At 56.0% G+C, this 20,953-nt stretch carries 17 protein-coding genes; 2 read left to right on the plus strand and 15 right to left on the minus strand.

Annotated features, from left to right (window positions below; genetic code table 11):
- Positions 1 to 28: 28 nt before the first annotated feature.
- The 3 genes from xylH to xylF are packed head-to-tail and all read right to left on the minus strand — an operon-like array spanning position 29 to position 3,747.
- On the minus strand, positions 29 to 1,213 hold the full coding sequence (gene xylH / locus OK409_RS14200) for a xylose ABC transporter permease XylH (protein ID WP_045139483.1): 1,185 nt from the start codon (positions 1,211 to 1,213) through the stop codon (positions 29 to 31).
- Positions 1,206 to 2,726 carry a xylose ABC transporter ATP-binding protein gene (locus OK409_RS14205; RefSeq protein WP_264367172.1) on the minus strand — a complete coding sequence of 507 codons (1,521 nt, stop codon included), beginning with the start codon at positions 2,724 to 2,726 and terminating at the stop codon, positions 1,206 to 1,208. The genes xylH and OK409_RS14205 overlap by 8 nt, the downstream gene beginning before the upstream one ends.
- A 28-nt stretch (positions 2,727 to 2,754) precedes the next feature.
- Entirely contained in the window at positions 2,755 to 3,747 is a 993-nt protein-coding gene (xylF, locus tag OK409_RS14210) for a D-xylose ABC transporter substrate-binding protein (RefSeq protein ID WP_010258888.1), read from the minus strand.
- Positions 3,748 to 4,091: 344 nt separating this feature from the next.
- Between xylF and xylA the strand changes: the two genes are divergently transcribed.
- On the plus strand, positions 4,092 to 5,414 hold the full coding sequence (xylA, locus tag OK409_RS14215; protein WP_003849568.1) for a xylose isomerase: 1,323 nt from the start codon (positions 4,092 to 4,094) through the stop codon (positions 5,412 to 5,414).
- A gap of 17 nt (positions 5,415 to 5,431) precedes the next feature.
- Entirely contained in the window at positions 5,432 to 6,874 is a 1,443-nt protein-coding gene (gene xylB / locus OK409_RS14220; RefSeq protein ID WP_245115791.1) for a xylulokinase, read from the plus strand.
- Between the two features lie 166 nt (positions 6,875 to 7,040).
- Here the strand turns inward: xylB and OK409_RS14225 are convergent, their stop codons facing one another.
- The 12 genes from OK409_RS14225 to atpA form a co-directional block, all read right to left on the minus strand.
- Positions 7,041 to 8,279, minus strand: a complete 1,239-nt coding sequence (locus OK409_RS14225) for an MFS transporter (protein ID WP_010258883.1) — start codon at positions 8,277 to 8,279, stop codon at positions 7,041 to 7,043.
- A 107-nt stretch (positions 8,280 to 8,386) separates the two neighbouring features.
- Positions 8,387 to 9,121 carry a phosphate signaling complex protein PhoU gene (gene phoU, locus OK409_RS14230; protein ID WP_010258881.1) on the minus strand — a complete coding sequence of 245 codons (735 nt, stop codon included), beginning with the start codon at positions 9,119 to 9,121 and terminating at the stop codon, positions 8,387 to 8,389.
- A gap of 17 nt (positions 9,122 to 9,138) precedes the next feature.
- Positions 9,139 to 9,912 carry a phosphate ABC transporter ATP-binding protein PstB gene (pstB, locus tag OK409_RS14235; protein WP_010258879.1) on the minus strand — a complete coding sequence of 258 codons (774 nt, stop codon included), beginning with the start codon at positions 9,910 to 9,912 and terminating at the stop codon, positions 9,139 to 9,141.
- A 44-nt stretch (positions 9,913 to 9,956) separates the two neighbouring features.
- Positions 9,957 to 10,847 carry a phosphate ABC transporter permease PstA gene (gene pstA / locus OK409_RS14240; protein ID WP_033785872.1) on the minus strand — a complete coding sequence of 297 codons (891 nt, stop codon included), beginning with the start codon at positions 10,845 to 10,847 and terminating at the stop codon, positions 9,957 to 9,959.
- Positions 10,844 to 11,806 carry a phosphate ABC transporter permease PstC gene (gene pstC, locus OK409_RS14245; RefSeq protein WP_010258877.1) on the minus strand — a complete coding sequence of 321 codons (963 nt, stop codon included), beginning with the start codon at positions 11,804 to 11,806 and terminating at the stop codon, positions 10,844 to 10,846. Before pstC ends, pstA begins: the two co-directional genes overlap by 4 nt.
- Before the next feature lie 87 nt (positions 11,807 to 11,893).
- Positions 11,894 to 12,937, minus strand: coding sequence for a phosphate ABC transporter substrate-binding protein PstS (pstS, locus tag OK409_RS14250; protein WP_010258875.1), 1,044 nt, complete (start codon positions 12,935 to 12,937; stop codon positions 11,894 to 11,896).
- Between the two features lie 165 nt (positions 12,938 to 13,102).
- Positions 13,103 to 14,932: a glutamine--fructose-6-phosphate transaminase (isomerizing) gene (gene glmS, locus OK409_RS14255; RefSeq protein ID WP_010672188.1), complete on the minus strand. Its 1,830-nt coding sequence runs from the start codon at positions 14,930 to 14,932 to the stop codon at positions 13,103 to 13,105.
- 154 nt (positions 14,933 to 15,086) lie between these two features.
- A complete protein-coding gene (gene glmU / locus OK409_RS14260; protein ID WP_264367173.1) occupies positions 15,087 to 16,457 on the minus strand; it encodes a bifunctional UDP-N-acetylglucosamine diphosphorylase/glucosamine-1-phosphate N-acetyltransferase GlmU in 1,371 nt (456 codons plus the stop codon).
- Between the two features lie 160 nt (positions 16,458 to 16,617).
- Positions 16,618 to 17,037, minus strand: coding sequence for a F0F1 ATP synthase subunit epsilon (locus tag OK409_RS14265; RefSeq protein WP_010258871.1), 420 nt, complete (start codon positions 17,035 to 17,037; stop codon positions 16,618 to 16,620).
- A gap of 24 nt (positions 17,038 to 17,061) precedes the next feature.
- Positions 17,062 to 18,459 (minus strand): F0F1 ATP synthase subunit beta, encoded by a 1,398-nt coding sequence (gene atpD / locus OK409_RS14270; protein ID WP_010258870.1) that lies wholly within the window; start codon positions 18,457 to 18,459, stop codon positions 17,062 to 17,064.
- Positions 18,460 to 18,489: 30 nt separating this feature from the next.
- The gene (gene atpG / locus OK409_RS14275; RefSeq protein WP_031590993.1) at positions 18,490 to 19,356 is read right to left on the minus strand and encodes a F0F1 ATP synthase subunit gamma; all 867 of its coding nucleotides are present in this window, start codon (positions 19,354 to 19,356) and stop codon (positions 18,490 to 18,492) included.
- Between the two features lie 52 nt (positions 19,357 to 19,408).
- On the minus strand, positions 19,409 to 20,950 hold the full coding sequence (gene atpA / locus OK409_RS14280) for a F0F1 ATP synthase subunit alpha (protein ID WP_010258868.1): 1,542 nt from the start codon (positions 20,948 to 20,950) through the stop codon (positions 19,409 to 19,411).
- Between the last annotated feature and the right edge of the window lie 3 nt (positions 20,951 to 20,953).

The raw sequence follows: 20,953 nt of genomic DNA on the forward strand, positions 1-20,953 counted from the left end.
TTGCGCCACAATGTGATCGCCCGCGCGATTACACCCGACGCCGCGTTGCCGTATCCATCCACACCGCCAGCAGCAGAATCGCGCCTTTAACGATGTACTGCCAGAAAGTCGGCACATCCATCATGCTCATGCCGTTATCCAGCGAGGCCATAATAAACGCCCCCATTACCGCGCCCGCAACCGAACCCACACCACCCGCCAGGCTGGTGCCGCCGATCACACAGGCGGCGATAGCGTCGAGTTCCGCAATATTACCCGCCGACGGCGAGCCTGCGCCCAGTCGTGAACTGAGGATCAGCCCGGCAATCGCCACCATCACACCGTTGATGGCAAACACCGCCAGCTTGGTGCGCGCCACGTTAATGCCAGACAGGCGCGCAGCATCAATGTTGCCGCCGATGGCGTAGATACGACGGCCAAACGCGGTGCGGGTTGCCATAAACATGCCCGCCAGCAACAGCACGGCCAGCAGTAACACCGGGGTCGGCACGCCGCGATAGTCGTTGAGCAACCAGATGGCACCCAGCACTAAGATGGCGGTGATCGCCTGACGCCCGACGGTGCCGCTGGCTGCGCCCTGCGCCAGTCCGAGCTGCTGACGACGCAGCCGCAGCCGCCACTGCCACAACATAAACAACGCCAGACCGGCAAAGCCAAAGCCGAAACCGACGCCGCCCGGCAGATAACTCTGACCAATCTGCGACATGCCTGGCGTGATCGGCGCAACCGTAGTGCCATCGGTAATTCCGACCAGAACACCGCGGAAAGCCAGCATTCCCGCCAGCGTCACGATAAACGAAGGCACTTTACGGTAGGCCACCCACCAGCCATTCCACGTGCCAAGCAGCAATCCCATCACCAGCGTCACCACGATGGTCAGCGGCAACGGCCAGCCGAGCCAGACGTCGAATATCGCCGCCGCGCCACCCAGCAGGCCCATCATGGAACCTACTGACAGGTCGATCTCCGCCGAGATAATCACGAACACCATACCCACGGCCAGAATGCCGGTGATGGCGGTCTGACGCAGCAGGTTGGAGACGTTACGCGCACTGAGCCACGAGCCGTCTGTGGTCCAGGTAAAGAACAGGGCAATCAGCACAATTGCGCCCAGCATCACCAGAACCTGCAAATTAGGCAGTGTGAACCTGCCCGGTGACGGTTTGCCCGGCGTGCCGGAGAGGCGGCTTTGGGTACTTTCACTTTTAAGCATAATGTTCACTCCGCAGGGCAGCTTCCATCACCTGCTCCTGAGTCAGGTTATCGTTAATCAAATCGGCTTTGATCTGCCCTTCATGCATCACCAGCACCCGATCGCTCAGGCCCAGCACTTCCGGCAGCTCAGAGGAAATCACAATCACCGCGATACCCTGCTGAACCAGCGCATTGATCAGCAGGTAGATCTCCTGACGTGCGCCCACATCAATGCCGCGCGTCGGTTCATCAAGGATCAGGATTTTTGGATTGAGCAGCAGACATTTCGCCAGAATCGCTTTCTGCTGGTTGCCGCCGCTTAAACGACCAATCGGCAGTTCTGATGAGGAGGTTTTCACCCGCAGCCGACCGATCGCGTCGTTGATCGCCTGCTGCTCCTGCGCTTCATCCAGCGTTGAGAGCCGGTGGCTGAACTGGTCCAGCGCCGCCAGGGTAATATTTTTGCCCACCGCCATCAGCGGCACGATGCCATCTTTTTTACGATCTTCCGGCACCATCGCGATGCCGTGCGCAATGGCGGCGCGGCAATCGGTGATGTTGACCTGTTTGCCATTAATCCAGATATCGCCCTGCCAGCGTCCCGGCCAGACGCCAAACAGACATTGGACTGTCTCAGTCCTGCCCGCGCCTACCAGCCCGGCAATGCCGAGGATTTCACCGCGTCTGAGAGAGAACGAAACATTGTTAACGCGGCGGATGTGGCGGTTAACCGGATGCCAGGCGGTGAGGTTTTCAACTTTCAGTATCACGTCGCCAATCTGATGCGGCGCGTGGGGATAGAGCGCGGTCAGCTCGCGTCCCACCATCATGGTGATGATGTCATCTTCGCTCAGGCCCGCTGCCGGACGGGTAGCAATATGCTGGCCGTCACGAATCACGCAGATGGTATCGGAGATCGCCTTAACCTCATTCAGCTTGTGCGAGATGTAGATGCAGGCAATGCCGTGTTCACGCAGATTGCGGATGATGCCGAGCAGCACGTCCGTTTCCTGCTCCGTCAGGGAAGAGGTCGGCTCATCCAGAATCAGCAGCCGGACCTGTTTGTTAAGGGCGCGGGCAATCTCCACCAGTTGCTGCTGCCCAAGGCCTAACTCACCGACCCGGGTGGCGGGAGAGACATTCAGCCCGACCCGCGCCAGCAGTTGCTGGCAGCGCAGGGTCATGGTTTCATCATCCACCATGCCGAAACGGCTCAGTTCGGCACCGAGGAAAATGTTCTCCATCACCGTCAGTTGCCGCACCAGCGCCAGCTCCTGATGAATAATCACAATGCCTTTACGCTCGGTATCGCGAATGGTCTGCGCCTGAATGTCGTCGCCAGAGAAGTGAATCTGCCCTTCAAAATCGCCGTGCGGATAGAGTCCGCACAGGATTTTCATCAGCGTCGATTTGCCCGATCCATTCTCACCACACAGCGACATCACTTCGCCCGCCTCAAGTTGCAGGCTGACATCATTCAGCGCCTTCATGGCACCGAAACGCTTGGTGATATTTTTCATTTCCAGCAGCATCGACTGTTCTCCCTCACGCTATGCGCAGTCAGAGTTCGCTCTGTTTGTGGAAACCGTCTTTCACCACGGTGCTTTCAATATTGTCTTTGTTGACCGGAATCGGCTTCAGCAGCCGTGACGGAACCTCTTTCAGACCATTGTTAAGCGTGCTGTTGCTGGCAGGTGTTTTGCCCTCGCCCAGTTCGACGGCAATTTTCGCCGCTTCGGTGGCGAGCTCAGTGATCGGTTTGTAAACCGTCATGGTCTGGGTGCCCGCTTTGATACGCTTAATGGCTGCCAGATCGGCATCCTGACCGGAGATCGCCACTTTTCCTGCCAGCCCCTGCGCGCTCAGCGCCTGAATCGCGCCGCCTGCGGTGGCATCGTTAGAGGCCACCACCGCATCGATATGGTTGCCGTTGGCGGTCAGGGCATTTTCCATAATTTTCAGGGCATTTTCCGGCAGCCAGGCATCGACCCACTGGTCGCCAACAATTTTAATGCTGCCGTTATCAATATAGGGTTTTAACACCTTCATCTGTCCGGCACGAAACAGGCGTGCGTTATTATCCACAGGCGATCCGCCCATTAAAAAATAGTTGCCCTTAGGCACCTGTTTCACAATGCTCTCGGCCTGAAGCTCGCCCACTTTTTCATTATCGAAAGAGATATAAAAGTCGATATCGGCATTATTTATCATTCGGTCATACGCCAGCACTTTAATGCCTTCCCGTTTCGCTTCAGCGACAACATTACTCAATACCTGACCGTTGTAGGGAATAATCACCAGCACATCGACACCGCGATTGATCATATTTTCAATCTGCGACATCTGTGTCTCTTCGTTGCCGTTGGCTGACTGAACAAACACCTTCGCGCCCAGCGTCTCAGCCTGTTTTACGAAAATGTCGCGGTCTTTCTGCCAGCGTTCGAGTCGCAAATCGTCAATCGCCATGCCGATCTTCACTTCTTTTGCCACGCTGGTCTGGCTGAACAGCGCCAGCGCCGCACAGGCGGCGAGCAGTGCATGTTTCATCTTCATTGTGATCATCCTGTAGGTTGAGGCTATTGTCGTTTCAGGCCTATAAACCAGGCGGATGAATTGTTGCCCTTATTTTCCTGTTACAGCAATTACTGATTTTTATCCGGCTATTACGTTTTTTGGTTTATTTCATTTTTTATGAGCGCGATCGAGGTTTCATCTTTTTCGGACAAGAGAGCGATAATGATAAACCACCCCGTAAATAACATTATTTTGCGAGCCAGCGCACAAATAATAATTATCTGACACCCGTAGTGAAATATCGTAATTGAGCTGAGACAGCAGCCAATATCAAATATTGCTTCAACGCAGGCCATTCGGGTACTGATGCTAAGGAGCAAACCATGCACGCTTATTTCGATCAGATCGATCGGGTTCGTTATGAAGGCACCCAGTCGACTCATCCTCTCGCTTTCCGCCACTACAATCCCGATGAGGTGATCCTCGGCAAGACCATGGCGGAGCATCTGCGCTTTGCCGCCTGTTACTGGCACACCTTCTGCTGGAATGGCGCGGATATGTTTGGTGTCGGCGCTTTTGATCGTCCGTGGCAGAAAAGCGGAGATGCGCTGCAGCAGGCAAAACTGAAAGCGGATGTGGCCTTTGAGTTTTTCCACAAGCTGAATGTGCCGTGGTACTGCTTCCATGACGTTGATGTGTCACCAGAAGGCGATTCGCTGCACAGCTACAAAGAGAATTTTGCCGCCATGACCGATAAACTGCTGGAGAAACAGCAGGAGACCGGCGTGAAACTGCTGTGGGGCACGGCCAACTGCTTTACCCATCCGCGCTACGGAGCCGGGGCTGCCACCAATCCCGATCCTGAAGTTTTTGCCTGGGCAGCGACGCAGGTCTGCAGCGCCATGCAGGCGACCAAAACCCTGGGCGGCGAAAACTATGTGTTGTGGGGCGGACGCGAAGGGTACGAAACTCTGCTGAATACCGATCTGCGCCAGGAGCGCGAGCAGATTGGCCGCTTTATGCAGATGGTGGTCGAGCACAAACACAAAATTGGCTTTCAGGGAACGCTGCTGATCGAACCGAAACCGCAGGAGCCGACCAAACATCAGTATGACTATGATGTCGCGACGGTTTATGGCTTCCTGAAACAGTTCGGACTGGAGAAAGAGATCAAGGTTAACGTTGAGGCGAACCACGCCACGCTGGCGGGTCACTCTTTCCATCATGAAATTGCGACGGCCATTGCGCTGGGCATTTTTGGTTCAGTGGATGCCAACCGCGGCGATCCGCAGTGCGGCTGGGATACCGATCAGTTCCCGGTCAGCGTGGAAGAGAATGCGCTGGTGATGTACGAAATTCTCAAGGCGGGCGGCTTTACCACTGGCGGCTTAAACTTTGATGCCAAAGTGCGTCGTCAGAGCACTGATAAATATGATCTCTTCTACGGTCATATTGGCGCGATGGATACCATGGCGCTGGCGCTGAAAGTCGCCGCTCGCATGATCAGCGACGGTGAACTCGATAAGCGTGTGGCACAGCGCTACAGCGGCTGGAATGGTGAGTTCGGCCAGCAAATTTTGAAAGGTGAGTTTTCACTGGAGGCGCTGGCGGCGCATGCTCAGCAGCAGCAGCTCAATCCGCAGCATCAGAGCGGACGTCAGGAGCAACTGGAAAATCTGGTGAATCACTACCTGTTTGATTTCTAACCCTTCAGGAGCAGAGCATGTTTATCGGGATCGATTTAGGCACCTCTGGCGTCAAAGTGGTGCTGATGGATGCACAAGGCAACGTGGTGGCGACGGAAACAGCGCCGCTGCAGGTTTCGCGTCCGCAGCCATTGTGGAGCGAGCAGGATCCCGAAAGCTGGTGGCAGGCGCTGGATTTGGCCATGCAGGCGCTGAGCGCGCAGCAGGATCTGCGCGCGGTGCAGGCCATCGGGCTGAGCGGACAGATGCATGGTGCAACGCTGCTCGACAGTGCAAACCAGGTATTACGACCGGCCATGCTCTGGAATGATGGGCGCAGCGAGGCGCAGTGCCGTGAGCTGGAACAAAAGGTGCCGGATTCGCGGGCGATCACCGGCAACCTGATGATGCCCGGCTTCACGGCTCCTAAGCTGCTGTGGGTTCAGCAACATGAACCGGCAATATTCAATCAGATCGCTCACGTGCTGTTGCCCAAAGATTACCTGCGCTGGCGATTGAGTGGCGACTTCGCCACTGATATGTCAGATGCAGCAGGCACAATGTGGCTGGATGTGGCACGGCGTGACTGGAGCGATGTGATGCTGCGCGCCTGCGACCTCAGCCGCGATCAGATGCCGCAACTCTATGAGGGCAATGCCCTGACCGGCCGCTTACATGCCGAACTGGCCACACGCTGGAGGATGAACGACGTGCCGCTGGCGGCAGGCGGTGGCGACAATGCTGCGGGTGCGATTGGTGTCGGCATGACCGAACCAGGTCAGGGCATGCTGTCGCTGGGTACGTCGGGCGTCTACTTCGTGGTGAGCGACGGCTATCTCAGCAATCCGCAGCGCGCGGTACACAGCTTCTGTCATGCGTTACCCCAGCGCTGGCATCTGATGTCGGTGATGCTCAGCGCAGCCTCCTGTCTGGACTGGGCAGCGACACTGACCGGTTGCAGAGATGTTCCTGAGCTGCTGGCTGAAGCTGAACGCGCACGCGATGACGTGCCCGGCCTGTGGTTTCTGCCCTATCTTTCCGGTGAGCGCACGCCGCACAATAACCCGAATGCCTGCGGTGCTTTCTTTGGCTTTACCCATCAGCATAGCCGTCCCGAGCTGGCGAGAGCGGTGCTGGAAGGCGTAGGGTTTGCGCTGGCGGAGGGCATGGACGCGCTACACGACTGTGGCGTTCAGCCAAAGAGCATTATGTTGATCGGCGGCGGCGCACGCAGTGCACTGTGGCGTCAGATGCTGGCAGACATCAGCGGCCAGACGCTGGATTACTGCCATGGCGGGGAGGTTGGCCCGGCGCTGGGGGCCGCCAGGCTGGCACAGCAGGCGCTGGATGCAGAGGTCACTGTGCCGACCCCGGTTCTGGTGCAGCGACACCAGCCGGATCCGGCCCGGGTAGCGCACTACCAGCCACGTCGTGAGACCTTTGCGACGCTGTATCAACAGCTCCTGCCGCTGATGAAGTAAACCTGCGAGAACGCTCTGCCTGTTATGGATTTAAATCGCCTGTTAACGGATCCCCCTGCCATGTAATGCCAGGGGGTAATGAAGGCAGAACAGGTGATCGTGAGCCATATTACTGACCCGGAATGGCCGGAATGATACTTACTCCAGCCATACCATCACGGCAGCATCAGCCGATCGCGCCCAGCGTATCTTCCTGACCCTGTTTCTTCGGCAGCAGGAACAGCGTCGCCGCAATATCCAGCAGATAAATCAGCGCCAGCAGGGTAATCGCCGCCGTAAACGAGAACTGGCTCGCCAGCAGACCAATCACCACCGGGCCGAAGCCGCCCACACCACGACCAAGGTTGAACAGGACGTTTTGCGCGGTGGCACGCACCTGCGGCGGAAAGGTATCGGAAATCAGCGCGCCATAACCGCCAATCATGCCGTTAACAAACATCCCCATGATCGCGCCGGTAAATAGCATGATGTTCGGGTCGCGCAGCTGAGCATACACCACCACCATCACTACTGCGCCAAACTGATAGAGCAGGAAGATTTTCCAGCGAGCGAAGCGGTCGGCCAGTACGCCAAACAGCCAGATGCCAAAGGTCATCCCGACCACGGTCACCGCGGTCCAGAGACCCGACTTCGTCAGGCTGAAGCCAAAGCTGGAGGAGAGGTAACTCGGCATCCAGATCATCAGCCCGTAGTAACCAAAGTTCTGTACTGAACAGAGGATAAAAATGCCCAGGCTGGCTTTGGCGGTGGCGCGATCGCGCACCAGCAGTTTCAGGCGCGCCGGAAAAGAGAGTGACGGCACATGTTTAACCTGCCGTTGATACGCCTCCGGTTCACCCATGCCGCGACGAATGGCAAACGAGACCAGCGCAGGCAACAAGCCGACCAGAAACATGCCGCGCCAGCCGATGATAGTCAGCAGCGGCGGTGTGATAAAGGCCGCCATCAGCACCCCGAGTTGCCAGCCGATGCCAACCCACGCTGATGCGCGATTGCGCTTCTCCGCCGGCCAGGCTTCGGCAATCAGCGCCATGCCGATACCAAATTCGCCACCCAGACCGACACCCGCCAGCGTTCGCCAGGCGAGCAGATCCCAGTAGCCCTGCGCCACCGCGCACAGCCCGGTAAAGACCGAAAAGACCAGAATCGTGACGGTGAGCATGCGGATGCGACCATAGCGGTCGCTGAGATGACCAAATACGATGCCACCGATAACCGCGCCAATCAGCGTCCAGGTCACCAGCGATCCCGCCTGTGATGGGTTGAGCGCCAGCGAAACACTGATAGCCGGCAGCATAAAGCCGAGTATCAGCAGGTCAAATCCATCCATGGCATAACCGCTGACCGCAGCCAGCATCGCTTTGCCTGGCGTTACGCCGGGCTTAGATTGGGGAGAAGGGGACATCGTTGCGCACCTCATAAAGAAAAGTGCCGCAATTATAGAGAGAGTTCAGGATGTGACCAATTGAAAAGGCTTATCCCTGCGCCGATCAGGCGCAGGAAGAAGATTTATCAGGAAGGTCTGTTGCTGCCGTCATCGCCCGACAGTAATTCATCGAGCCGGTCACCGCCAACGTGACGGAAATCCTGACCTTTGACGAAATAGAAGATGATTTCGCAGATGTTCTGGCAACGATCGCCGATACGCTCAATGGCGCGGGCACAGAACAGCGCCGTCAGCACGCTGGGAATGGTGCGCGGATCTTCCATCATGTAGGTCATCAGCTGACGCACAATGCCTTCGTACTCTTTATCCACCTTTTTATCTTCACGGTAGATAGTGATCGCTTCGTTGAGATCCATGCGTGCAAAAGCGTCCAGCACATCATGCAGCATCTGTACGGTGTGACGACCCAGCGACTCAAGGCTGACCAGCAGCGGCAAATGCTGCTGACCAAACTTCTCCAGCGCCGTGCGGCTGATCTTCTCCGCCACGTCGCCAATCCGTTCCAGCTCAGAAATGGCTTTGATGATCGCCATCACCAGTCGCAAATCGATCGCGGTTGGCTGACGTTTGGCGATGATGCGCACGCAGGCTTCATCAATCTCCACTTCCATCATATTGACCTTCTGGTCACCGTCGATCACCCGCTGCGCCAGTTCGCCATCCAGATTATGCATAGCGGTAATTGCATCGGTCAGCTGCTGCTCGACCATACCGCCCATGATCATCACCTGGGTACGGATATGCTCCAGCTCGGCATTGAACTGACCGGAGATGTGCTTATTCAGATTAAGATTATCCATGTCGATCTCCTGTCAGATCAGCCGTAGCGGCCAGTTATATAATCTTCGGTTTGCTTCTGGGCGGGTTTAGTGAACAGCGTGTCGGTATCGCTGAACTCAATCAGTTCGCCCAGATACATGAAAGCCGTATGGTCAGAGCAGCGTGCAGCCTGTTGCATGTTGTGCGTCACGATCACCACGGTGTAATCCTGTTTCAGCTCGGTGATCAGCTCCTCAATACGGCCAGTAGAGATAGGATCAAGCGCGGAGCAGGGCTCATCCAGCAGTAAGACTTCCGGGCGAATCGCGATACCGCGGGCAATGCACAGACGCTGCTGCTGGCCGCCGGAGAGACTGTAACCGCTCTGATGCAGCTTGTCTTTGGTTTCATTCCACAGCGCGGCTTTGGTCAGCGCCCACTGTACGCGCGCATCCATATCGGCACGCGACAGCTTTTCAAACAGGCGAACGCCAAAGGCGATGTTGTCATAGATCGACATCGGGAACGGCGTAGGCTTCTGAAACACCATGCCGACCCGGGCGCGCAGCAGCGCGATATCCTGCTGAGTCGCCAGAATGTTTTCGCCATCCAGCAGAATGTCCCCTTCAGCCCGCTGATCCGGATAGAGCGAGTACATTTTGTTGAAGGTCCGCAGCAGGGTCGACTTACCACAGCCCGATGGCCCGATAAACGCAGTCACCTGATTCTTAGCGATATCCAGATTGATGTTCTTCAGCGCATGATATTTGCCGTAATAGAAGTTCAGATTACGGACCTGAATTTTATCGGCTGATGCTGTCGCGATACTCATAATTCATCTCTCTTATACGGCGCCGCACAGGGCCGCGCCGGAAATTAACCGTGTTTACCTTTGGCGAAAATCACCCGCGCCACGATGTTCAGCACCAGCACGCACAGGGTGATAATCAGCACGCCCGCCCAGGCCAGGCTCTGCCATTCTGCGAACGGGCTCATGGCGAACTTAAAGATGGTGACCGGCAGGTTCGCCAGCGGCTGCATCATGTCGGTGCTCCAGAACTGGTTCGACAGCGCAGTGAACAGCAGCGGTGCCGTTTCACCTGCAATGCGCGCAATCGCCAGCAGCACACCCGTGATGATGCCGGAGACCGACGCTTTCAGGGTGATAGACGAGATCATCTTCCACTTGGGCGTACCCAGCGCGTAAGCCGCTTCACGCATGCTGTCTGGCACCAGTCGCATCATGTTTTCGGTGGTACGAATCACAATCGGCACCTGCAGCAGCGCCAGCGCAATCACTCCGGCCCAGCCGGAGAAGTGCTGCATCTGCGACACCACAAGGGTGTAGACGAACAGGCCGACCACAATCGAGGGTGCCGAAAGCAGAATGTCGTTAATAAAGCGGATCACTTCTGCCAGTGGCGACTTGCGCCCATATTCCGCCAGATAGATACCCGCCATGATGCCCAGCGGTGTGCCGAAGAAGGTAGACCAGAAAATCAGTAATCCGCTACCCGCCAGGGCGTTAGCCAGCCCGCCGCCCGCGGTATTGGGTGGTGGCGTTGATTCGGTGAACAGGGACCAGGAGAGCCCATCCACGCCGCGCGATACGGTGGTGAACAGGATCCACACCAGCCAGAACAGGCCAAAAGCCATGGTCAGCAGCGACAGCGTCAGCGCAATTTTATTTTTAGTGCTGCGCCAGGACTGCATTTTACGGCGTGATGCGTCCAGTTCGGCGCGCGCCTGAATTTCAATTGTGGTCATGAGCGCGCTCCTTCACTTTTCGCCAGCCGCATAATCATCAGCTTTGAAATCGCCAGCACGATAAAGGTAATCACAAACAGGATCAGTCCCAGCTCCATCAGCGCGGCGACGTGCACGCCCGACTCCGCTTCAGCGAACTCGTTGGCCAGCGCCGAGGTGATGCTGTTACCCGGCATAAACAGCGACGGGCTGTCGAGCTGGTAGGTGTTGCCGATAATAAAAGTCACCGCCATGGTTTCACCCAGCGCACGACCCAGTCCGAGCATCACACCGCCAATCACGCCATTTTTGGTAAAAGGCAGTACGATGCGCCAGATCACTTCCCAGGTGGTGCAGCCGATGCCGTAGGCTGACTCTTTCATCATCACCGGGGTCTGCTCAAAGACGTCGCGCATGACCGAGGCGATATAAGGGATGATCATGATCGCCAGAATCACACCCGCCGCGAGGATGCCGATACCGAAAGCGGGGCCGGAGAAAAGCTCGCCGACAATCGGAATGCCCGATATCACGTCATTGACCGGTGTCTGGAAGTATTCGGCAAACAGCGGCGCGAAAACAAACAGACCCCACATGCCATAAACAATACTGGGAATGGCCGCCAGCAACTCAATGGCGGTGCCCAGCGGGCGACGCAGCCAGCCTGGCGCGAGTTCGGTCAGGAACAGCGCGATACCAAAACTCACCGGTACTGCGATAATCAGGGCAATAATGGAGGTCACAAGGGTGCCGTAGATCGGTACCAGTGCACCAAATTGTTCGTTGGGCGCATCCCAGGTTTTGGTCCACAAAAAGGCGAAACCAAACTTCTGGATGCTGGGCCACGAGGAGATGATCAGGGAGACAATAATGCCGCCCATCAGTAACAGGACAATCAGCGCAGCCAGCCTGACCAGCGCGCCAAAAATTCTGTCACCTTGTTTACCTGGGGCTTTGAATGCCGGCTTCGTTGCAGCCATAGAAGTCTCAGTCTTCAGAAGTTATCAGGACGGCATGACGCCGCCCGTTGAGTCTGACCGGACTGCTGTCCGGTCAGGGTCGGTCAATTACTGATAAAGCGCTTTACCAGAACTGTCTTTGATGTTGGCTTTCCAGGCGGCGCGAATCTGTTCAGTCACGCTCTCTGGCAGCGCAGCATAATCCAGCGCTGTGGCGGTTTTGCTGCCGCTCTTGTAAGCCCAGTCGAAGAATTTCAGTACTTCAGCGCCTTTGGCCGCATTAGCCTGATCTTTGTAGATCAGAATAAAGGTGGTTGACGAGATTGGCCAGGCATCAGCGCCCTTCTGGAAGGTCAGATCCTGCGCGAACGATTTGCTCCAGTCAGCGCCTTTCGCGGCATTACTGAAGCTGGTTTCGCTTGGGGCGACCGCTTTGCCATCGGCATCGATCAGTTTGGTGTAGGTCAGGTTATTCTGTTTGGCGTAGGCGTACTCCACGTAGCCGATTGAACCCGGCAGACGCTGAACAAACGCGGCGACGCCGTCGTTGCCTTTGCCGCCCAGACCGACCGGCCAGTTGACGGTGTTACCTTTACCAATTTTGCTGTTCCAGTCCGGGTTCACTTTCGCCAGATAGCTGGTGAAGACGAACGAGGTGCCTGAACCGTCAGCGCGACGTACCACGTTGATGTTGGTCTCTGGCAGTTTCACGCCTGGGTTAAGTTTGGCAATCGCCGGGTCGTTCCACTTTTTGATGGTGCCGAGGTAGATATCACCGACGGTTTTGCCATCCAGCGTCAGCTGACCTGACTTGATACCCGGCAGGTTAACCGCCAGTACTACACCACCGATCACGGTAGGGAACTGGAACAGGCCATTTTTCTGCAGATCTTCATCTTTCATTGGCGCATCGGACGCACCGAAATCGACGGTTTTAGCGATGATCTGTTTCACGCCGCCAGATGAACCGATACCCTGGTAGTTAACTTTGCTACCGGTGGCTTTTTGATATTCTGCTGCCCACTTGGCATAAACCGGCGCCGGGAACGTCCCGCCTGCGCCAGTGAGATCGGTTGCCGCAAAAGCAGATACCGCGCTTACGGCGAAGGTGGTGGCGAGGATTCGGGCTACGGTGCTACGCATCAGTGTCATATTCCCTCCAGGGGAGAAAAGTCAGGCTTGGGGCCGTTTTAGTAAGAATCTGTGATTGCTGCAGGAGGGAAAATAGGACAGTTTGATGACAGTGAAATGTACGAAATATGACAGTTATATGACAGAGGGCCAGAGCAAAGTGGGCCCGCGACGGGGCCCACCCGGTTATTCCACAGTAACCGATTTTGCCAGGTTACGTGGCTGATCGACGTCGGTCCCTTTGATCAGGGCGACGTGATAGGAGAGTAACTGTAGCGGCACCGTGTAGAAGATGGGCGCAATGACCTCTTCGACATGCGGCAACGGGATAATCTTCATGCCGTCACTGTCGCTGAAGCCCGCATCCTGATCGGCAAAGACATAGAGCAGTCCGCCGCGTGCGCGTACCTCCTCGATGTTGGATTTGAGCTTCTCCAGCAGTTCGTTGTTAGGTGCCACCACGATCACCGGCATGTCCGCATCAATCAGCGCCAGCGGGCCATGTTTCAGCTCGCCTGCGGCGTAGGCTTCCGCATGAATGTAGGAGATCTCCTTGAGCTTCAGCGCCCCTTCCATGGCAATCGGATATTGATCGCCACGACCCAGGAACAGCGCGTGATGCTTGTCAGAGAAGCCTTCCGCCAGATTCTCAATCAGCTTATCCTGCGCCAGCATCTGCTCAATCCGGTTCGGCAACGCCTGCAGTGCATGAACGATCTCATGTTCAGTCTCGGCTGACATCCCTTTCAGACGGCCCAGTTTCGCCACCAGCATCAGCAGCACCGCTAACTGGGTGGTGAACGCTTTGGTAGAGGCGACGCCAATTTCGGTGCCCGCTTTGGTCATCAGTGCCAGGTCAGATTCCCGCACCAGTGACGAACCGGCCACGTTGCAGACCGCCAGCGAGCCCAGGTAGCCCAGCTCTTTAGAGAGACGCAGCGCCGCCAGGGTATCTGCCGTTTCACCCGACTGCGACAGGGTGATCAGCAGGCTGTTTTTGCGAACAGCTGATTTGCGGTAGCGGAACTCCGAGGCAATCTCGACATCACAGGGCAGGTTTGCCAGCGACTCAAACCAGTAGCGTGACACCATGCCGGAGTTGTAGGAGGTGCCACAGGCGATAATCTGGATATGCTCAACCTGGCTCAGCAGCGCTTCTGCGCCCGCGCCCAGTTCGCTGAGATCAACCTGACCCTGGCTGAACCGACCGCTCAGGGTGCTTTTCAGCGCCATGGGCTGTTCGTAGATCTCTTTCTGCATGTAGTGACGGTAAATGCCTTTGTCACCGGCATCATATTGCAGGTTCGACTCGATCTCGGCACGGGTCACGGTGTTGCCTTCACGGTCGATCACCGTGACATCGCGACGGCTGATTTCGGCGATATCACCCTCTTCCAGATAGATGAACCGACGGGTCACCGGCAACAGAGCCAGCTGATCCGAGGCGATAAAGTTTTCGCCCATGCCACGACCAATCACCAGCGGGCTGCCGGAACGGGCCGCCACCAGCAGTGACGGATCGCGGCTGTCCATGATCACCATGCCATAGGCACCGCGCAGCTGCGGAATCACACGCAGTACGACTTCACGCAGCGAACCGCCCTGCTTCTGCTCCCAGTGAACCAGATGCGCCACCACTTCGGTGTCCGTTTCAGAGGCAAAGACGTAACCGCGCGCGATCAGTTCAGCACGCAATGGCTCATGATTTTCAATGATGCCGTTGTGCACGATGATGATGTGCTCTGAGACGTGCGGATGCGCGTTCGCTTCCGACGGCTCGCCATGGGTTGCCCAGCGCGTGTGCGCGATGCCGGTGCCACCAATCAGCGGTTGCTGCTCAGCGGCTTCCGCCAGTTTCTGCACTTTTCCTAAACGCCGCAGGCGCGTGACGTGCCCCTGACGATCGACCACGGCCAGACCGGCCGAATCATATCCGCGATATTCAAGACGACGCAGACCTTCCAGCAGAATCTCTGCGATATCACGTTGCGCTACTGCACCAACAATTCCACACATAATGATGTTTTCCTGACTACATGGCTTTTCGCCACTTCTGTTGTCATGCGACCTGATATCCGGCTTTGCCGGTTCCCCGAGCCTTGTAGAGAGTGGGGATTATAGTTTTGGCACTGCACTGCATCGGCCCGCATTAAAGCGGGCCGTTAAAAATTTATTTTTTCTTCACCGGACGCTGCCAGTCCGCTTTGTGATTCTGCTCTTTACGGTTATAGACCAGACCGGCCTGGGTCACATCTTTCATGATGGTCGTGCCCGCCGCAATGGTGGTCCCTGCCGCGATGCTGACCGGCGCCACCAGCTGGGTATCTGAGCCCACAAATACGTCATCGCCAATTACGGTTTTGAATTTGTTCGCACCGTCGTAGTTGCAGGTAATGGTGCCTGCACCGATATTTACGTTGTCGCCAATCTCCGCATCACCGAGATAGGAGAGGTGCCCCGCTTTCGATCCTCTGCCCAGACGCGCTTTCTTCATTTCGACGAAGTTGCCCACGTGGGCAGCATCGGCCAGTTCGCTGCCAGGACGCAGACGGGCAAAAGGTCCGACGGTGCAGGCAGTGGCGAGATTCGCATCCTCGATCACCGAATAGGGGCTGATTTCACAGTCATCGCCAATCACACTGTTTTTGATAATGCAGCCCGCGCCGATTCTGACGCGTGCGCCCAGCGTGACCTGGCCTTCAATAATGACGTTGGTGTCAATTTCAACATCCCGTCCGTGCGTCAGCGTCCCGCGCAGGTCAAAACGGGCCGGATCGCGCAGCATCACGCCAGCCAGCAGCAGTTTTTCCGCCTGTTCAGCCTGGTAAGTGCGCTCTAATGTCGCCAGCTGCAGCCGGTTATTGACGCCATCGGTTTCACTGATGCGTGCCGGATGAACCGCATTGATCACCCGACCTTCCTGATGCGCCAGCGCGATAATATCGGTGATGTAATACTCACCCTGCGCATTATTGTTGGTGAGCTGCGCCAGCCAGCGTTTTAAATCGCCGCCGTTGGCGATCAGAATGCCGGTGTTGATCTCTTTAATGGTGAGCTGCGCCGGGCTAGCATCTTTCTGTTCGATAATGCCGGTGATGGTGTCGTTATCACGCACAATGCGGCCATAACCGGTTGGGTCGTCCAGTACCACGGTAAGTAAGCCAATGCCGCCCTGCGGTTTTGCTTCGCGCAGCCGCTGTAGTGTCGCCTGAGAGATGAGCGGCACATCACCGTAAAGCATCATGATATCTTCATCATCCGCGAATGCAGGCGCTGCCTGCTGCATCGCATGGCCAGTGCCGAGCTGCTCGGCCTGCAGCACCCAGTTGAGCGAGCTGTCAGTGAGGGTCGCCTTCAGGCGATCGCCGCCGTGACCATAAACCAGATGGACCTGCTGTGCGCCCAGCCCTTTAGCCGCGTCAATCACATGCTGAACCATGGGTTTGCCTGCCAGCGTATGCAGAACTTTAGGCAGATCGGAATACATACGGGTGCCCTTGCCAGCAGCAAGGATCACCACACTCATCGCACTGTTAGACATAACTATCCTGAGTGAATTTTTACGGGTGAAAGTAAAACGGTTTGGGATTGAGATTACTACATTTTTCTCAGGCCGAAATTAGGCGGACAGGCAGATCAGGCGCAGCAGACAAAAAAAATGCCAGCCCGAGGGCTGGCATTTCATGACGCATAAAGCTGGATTACATCGCTTTTTTGGTCAGTTCGATCACGCGCAGTTTAGCAATGGCTTTCGCCAGCTCGGCAGAGGCCTGAGCATAGTCCACGTCGCCGTGGCTGCTGTTCATATGGTCTTCTGCTTTGCGTTTTGCTTCCAGAGCGCGCGCTTCATCCAGATCGGTACCGCGGATAGCGGTATCGGCCAGAACGGTGCTGCTGCCCGGTTGCACTTCCAGCACGCCGCCAGAGAGGTAGATAAACTCCTCTTCGCCGTGCTGTTTCACGATACGGATCATTCCAGGCTTAATGGCAGTCAGCAGCGGCGCATGGCCAGGGAAAATCCCCAGTTCACCTTCGCTACCTGACACCTGAATTTTCTGTACCAGACCAGAGAACAACTGCTCCTCTGCGCTGACCACATCCAGGTGATAAGTCATAGCCATAATCTTCCTCCCGGGAAACCGTTATTACAGTTTCTTCGCTTTTTCCACGGCTTCTTCGATGGCGCCAACCATGTAGAAGGCCTGCTCTGGCAGGTGGTCAAACTCACCTTCCATGATGCCTTTAAAGCCACGGATAGTGTCTTTCAGCGTCACGTATTTGCCCGGTGAACCGGTGAATACTTCTGCAACGAAGAACGGCTGAGACAGGAAGCGCTGAATCTTACGCGCACGTGCCACCAGCAGTTTGTCTTCTTCAGACAGCTCATCCATACCGAGGATGGCGATGATGTCTTTCAGTTCCTGATAACGCTGCAGCAGTGACTGAACGCCACGTGCAACATCATAGTGCTCCTGACCGACAACCAGCGGATCCAGCTGACGGCTGGTAGAGTCCAGCGGGTCAACGGCCGGGTAGATACCCAGAGAGGCGATCTGACGGCTCAGCGTTACCGTTGAGTCTAAGTGCGCAAAGGTAGTTGCTGGTGATGGGTCAGTCAGGTCATCCGCAGGGACGTAAACGGCCTGTACGGAGGTGATTGAACCGGTCTTGGTGGAGGTAATACGCTCCTGCAACACACCCATCTCTTCTGCCAGCGTTGGCTGGTAACCTACCGCAGATGGCATACGACCCAGCAGTGCAGAAACTTCTGTACCGGCCAGGGTATAACGGTAGATGTTATCAATGAACAGCAGAACGTCGCGGCCTTCATCACGGAATTTTTCCGCCATGGTCAGACCGGTCAGTGCTACGCGCAGACGGTTACCCGGCGGCTCGTTCATCTGGCCATAGACCAGCGCAACTTTATCGATAACGTTAGAGTCAGTCATTTCGTGGTAGAAGTCGTTACCCTCACGAGTACGCTCACCCACACCGGCAAACACTGAGTAACCTGAGTGTTCAGCCGCGATGTTACGGATCAGTTCCATCATGTTGACGGTTTTACCTACACCCGCACCACCGAACAGACCGACTTTACCGCCTTTGGCAAACGGACACATCAGGTCGATAACCTTGATGCCGGTTTCCAGCAGTTCCTGCGAGTTAGACTGATCTTCATAAGAAGGGGCGGCGCGGTGAATAGAGGCGATCTCTACTGCGCTGCCATCTTCTTCTTTCAGCTCGCCTTTCATATCGATTGGCTCGCCGAGAACGTTCATGATACGGCCCAGGGTCGCTTTACCGACGGGTACCTGAATCGGTTTCTGCAGGTCGTTGACGCTCAGACCACGCTTCAGGCCGTCAGACGTACCCATTGCGATGGTACGTACTACGCCGCCGCCGAGCTGCTGCTGAACTTCCAGCACCAGACGCGCATCACCATTCATAACCTCGAGGGCGCTGTACACTTGCGGTACCGCGTCCTGAGGGAATTCGACGTCAACAACGGCGCCGATAATCTGGACAATCTTTCCAGTTGCCATCTTGAATCCTCTACCTAATTCCAAACCTGGTTAAACCGCGGAGGCTCCACCGACAATCTCGGTAAGTTCCTGGGTGATGCTGGCCTGACGAGCTTTGTTGTACACCAACTGCAGCTCTTTGATCAGATTTCCGCCGTTATCGGTTGCGGCTTTCATCGCCACCATACGTGCGGCCTGCTCACTGGCCAGATTTTCCACCACACCCTGATAAACCTGCGATTCGACATAACGACGCAGCAGGGTATCCAGCAGCGCTTTCGGATCGGGTTCATACAGGTAATCCCAGGTCTTCGCCTTCATCTCTTCTTCACCTTCCGCTGGCGGTAACGGCAGCAGTTGGGTGATGGTCGGAGTCTGAGACATGGTGTTATTGAATTTGTTATTGACGATCATCAGCTTGTCGATGCGGCCTTCATCATAAGCCTGCAACATCACTTTTACCGGGCCAATCAGATCAGACAGAGCAGGTTTATCGCCCATGCCGCTGACTTGCGCCACAATGTTGCCACCCACAGCATTAAAGAATGATGCCCCTTTTGAACCGATAATCGACAGATCGCTCTGCACGCCTTTATCGGACCAGGACTTCATATCCGCCAGTAACTTTTTGAACAGGTTAATGTTCAAACCACCACAAAGCCCGCGGTCAGTTGAAACGACCAGGTAGCCGACGCGCTTCACGTCGCGCTCTTCCAGGTAAGGGTGCTTGTATTCCAGATTACCCAACGCAAGGTGACCAATCACTTTGCGCATGGTTTCTGCATACGGACGGCTGGCCGCCATGCGTTCCTGCGTTTTACGCATCTTGGAGGCGGCGACCATTTCCATCGCTTTGGTGATCTTCTGCGTGTTTTTCACGCTTCCAATCTTGCTTCGTATCTCTTTTGCGCCGGCCATTAGCTTCTCCTCAAAGCCTTGCGGCCTGCCTTTTCAGACAAGCCGCCAGACATTACCAGGACTGGGTTGCTTTAAACGTCTCGACCAGGCCTTTCAGCTTGGCTTCGATATCGTTATTAAAGTTGCCCGACTGGTTGATTTCAGCCATCAGCTCAGCGTGGTCGCGATCGGCGAAGGCCAGCAGTGCAGCTTCGAAGCTGCCAATTTTTGCCAGTTCAACGTCGTTCAGATAGCCACGCTCTGCAGCGAACAGAACCAGACCCTGCTGTGCGACAGACATCGGCGCATACTGTTTCTGCTTCAGCAGCTCGGTCACTTTCTGACCGTGGCTCAGCTGTTTGCGGGTTGCATCATCCAGATCAGAGGCGAACTGCGAGAATGCCGCCAGTTCACGATACTGTGCCAGCGCGGTACGGATACCACCGGACAGTTTCTTGATGATCTTGGTCTGTGCAGCACCACCTACGCGGGATACCGAAATACCTGGGTTAACGGCCGGACGAATACCGGAGTTGAACAGGTTCGATTCCAGGAAGATCTGACCATCAGTAATCGAGATTACGTTGGTCGGAACGAACGCAGAAACGTCGCCCGCCTGGGTTTCGATGATCGGCAGCGCGGTCAGTGAACCGGTTTTACCTGTCACTGCGCCATTGGTGAAACGCTCTACATAATCAGCGCTTACGCGTGATGCACGTTCCAGCAGACGGGAGTGGAGATAGAACACGTCGCCAGGGAATGCTTCACGACCTGGTGGACGGCGCAGCAGCAGAGAAATCTGACGGTACGCGACAGCCTGCTTAGAAAGGTCATCGTATACGATCAGCGCATCTTCACCGCGGTCACGGAAGTATTCGCCCATCGCACAGCCTGCGTACGGAGAGAGATACTGCAGTGCAGCAGATTCAGAAGCAGACGCCACAACAACGATGGTGTTCTGCAGTGCGCCGTGCTCTTCCAGCTTACGAACCACGTTAGAGATGGTTGAGGCTTTCTGACCAATCGCAACGTAGACACACTTAATGCCTGAGTCGCGCTGGTTGATGATCGCATCGATCGCCATTGCGGTTTTACCGGTCTGACGGTCACCGATGATCAGCTCACGCTGGCCACGGCCGATTGGAATCATCGCATCGACCGACTTATAACCGGTCTGAACCGGCTGGTCGACTGACTGACGGTCGATAACGCCAGGTGCAATGACTTCAACCGGTGAGAAACCGTCGTTGTCGATTGCGCCTTTACCGTCGATAGGAGCACCCAGGGTGTTCACTACGCGGCCCAGCAGGCCACGGCCTACCGGTACTTCAAGAATACGGCCAGTACACTTAACCTTCATGCCTTCGGCGAGGTCAGCGTAAGGGCCCATCACCACTGCACCAACCGAGTCACGCTCGAGGTTCAGGGCGATAGCGTAACGGTTACCCGGCAGGGCAATCATCTCACCCTGCATGACATCGGCCAGGCCGTGTACGCGGATGATACCGTCACTTACAGAAACAATCGTACCTTCGTTGTGAGCTTCACTCACGACATTGAACTGAGCAATGCGCTGCTTGATCAGTTCGCTGATTTCGGTGGAATTCAGTTGCATATG

Origin of the sequence: Pantoea sp. RG18, assembly GCF_025910075.1 — a bacterium.
Lineage (GTDB): Bacteria > Pseudomonadota > Gammaproteobacteria > Enterobacterales > Enterobacteriaceae > Pantoea > Pantoea agglomerans.

What these genes read in the sequence shown, in the direction of transcription:
- xylH (WP_045139483.1), bottom strand. Translation starts at nt 1,213, where the DNA reads ATGCTTAAAAGTGAAAGTACCCAAAGCCGCCTCTCCGGCACGCCGGGC.
- OK409_RS14205 (WP_264367172.1), bottom strand. Translation starts at nt 2,726, where the DNA reads ATGCTGCTGGAAATGAAAAATATCACCAAGCGTTTCGGTGCCATGAAG.
- xylF (WP_010258888.1), bottom strand. Translation starts at nt 3,747, where the DNA reads ATGAAGATGAAACATGCACTGCTCGCCGCCTGTGCGGCGCTGGCGCTG.
- xylA (WP_003849568.1), top strand. Translation starts at nt 4,092, where the DNA reads ATGCACGCTTATTTCGATCAGATCGATCGGGTTCGTTATGAAGGCACC.
- xylB (WP_245115791.1), top strand. Translation starts at nt 5,432, where the DNA reads ATGTTTATCGGGATCGATTTAGGCACCTCTGGCGTCAAAGTGGTGCTG.
- OK409_RS14225 (WP_010258883.1), bottom strand. Translation starts at nt 8,279, where the DNA reads ATGTCCCCTTCTCCCCAATCTAAGCCCGGCGTAACGCCAGGCAAAGCG.
- phoU (WP_010258881.1), bottom strand. Translation starts at nt 9,121, where the DNA reads ATGGATAATCTTAATCTGAATAAGCACATCTCCGGTCAGTTCAATGCC.
- pstB (WP_010258879.1), bottom strand. Translation starts at nt 9,912, where the DNA reads ATGAGTATCGCGACAGCATCAGCCGATAAAATTCAGGTCCGTAATCTG.
- pstA (WP_033785872.1), bottom strand. Translation starts at nt 10,847, where the DNA reads ATGACCACAATTGAAATTCAGGCGCGCGCCGAACTGGACGCATCACGC.
- pstC (WP_010258877.1), bottom strand. Translation starts at nt 11,806, where the DNA reads ATGGCTGCAACGAAGCCGGCATTCAAAGCCCCAGGTAAACAAGGTGAC.
- pstS (WP_010258875.1), bottom strand. Translation starts at nt 12,937, where the DNA reads ATGACACTGATGCGTAGCACCGTAGCCCGAATCCTCGCCACCACCTTC.
- glmS (WP_010672188.1), bottom strand. Translation starts at nt 14,932, where the DNA reads ATGTGTGGAATTGTTGGTGCAGTAGCGCAACGTGATATCGCAGAGATT.
- glmU (WP_264367173.1), bottom strand. Translation starts at nt 16,457, where the DNA reads ATGTCTAACAGTGCGATGAGTGTGGTGATCCTTGCTGCTGGCAAGGGC.
- OK409_RS14265 (WP_010258871.1), bottom strand. Translation starts at nt 17,037, where the DNA reads ATGGCTATGACTTATCACCTGGATGTGGTCAGCGCAGAGGAGCAGTTG.
- atpD (WP_010258870.1), bottom strand. Translation starts at nt 18,459, where the DNA reads ATGGCAACTGGAAAGATTGTCCAGATTATCGGCGCCGTTGTTGACGTC.
- atpG (WP_031590993.1), bottom strand. Translation starts at nt 19,356, where the DNA reads ATGGCCGGCGCAAAAGAGATACGAAGCAAGATTGGAAGCGTGAAAAAC.
- atpA (WP_010258868.1), bottom strand. Translation starts at nt 20,950, where the DNA reads ATGCAACTGAATTCCACCGAAATCAGCGAACTGATCAAGCAGCGCATT.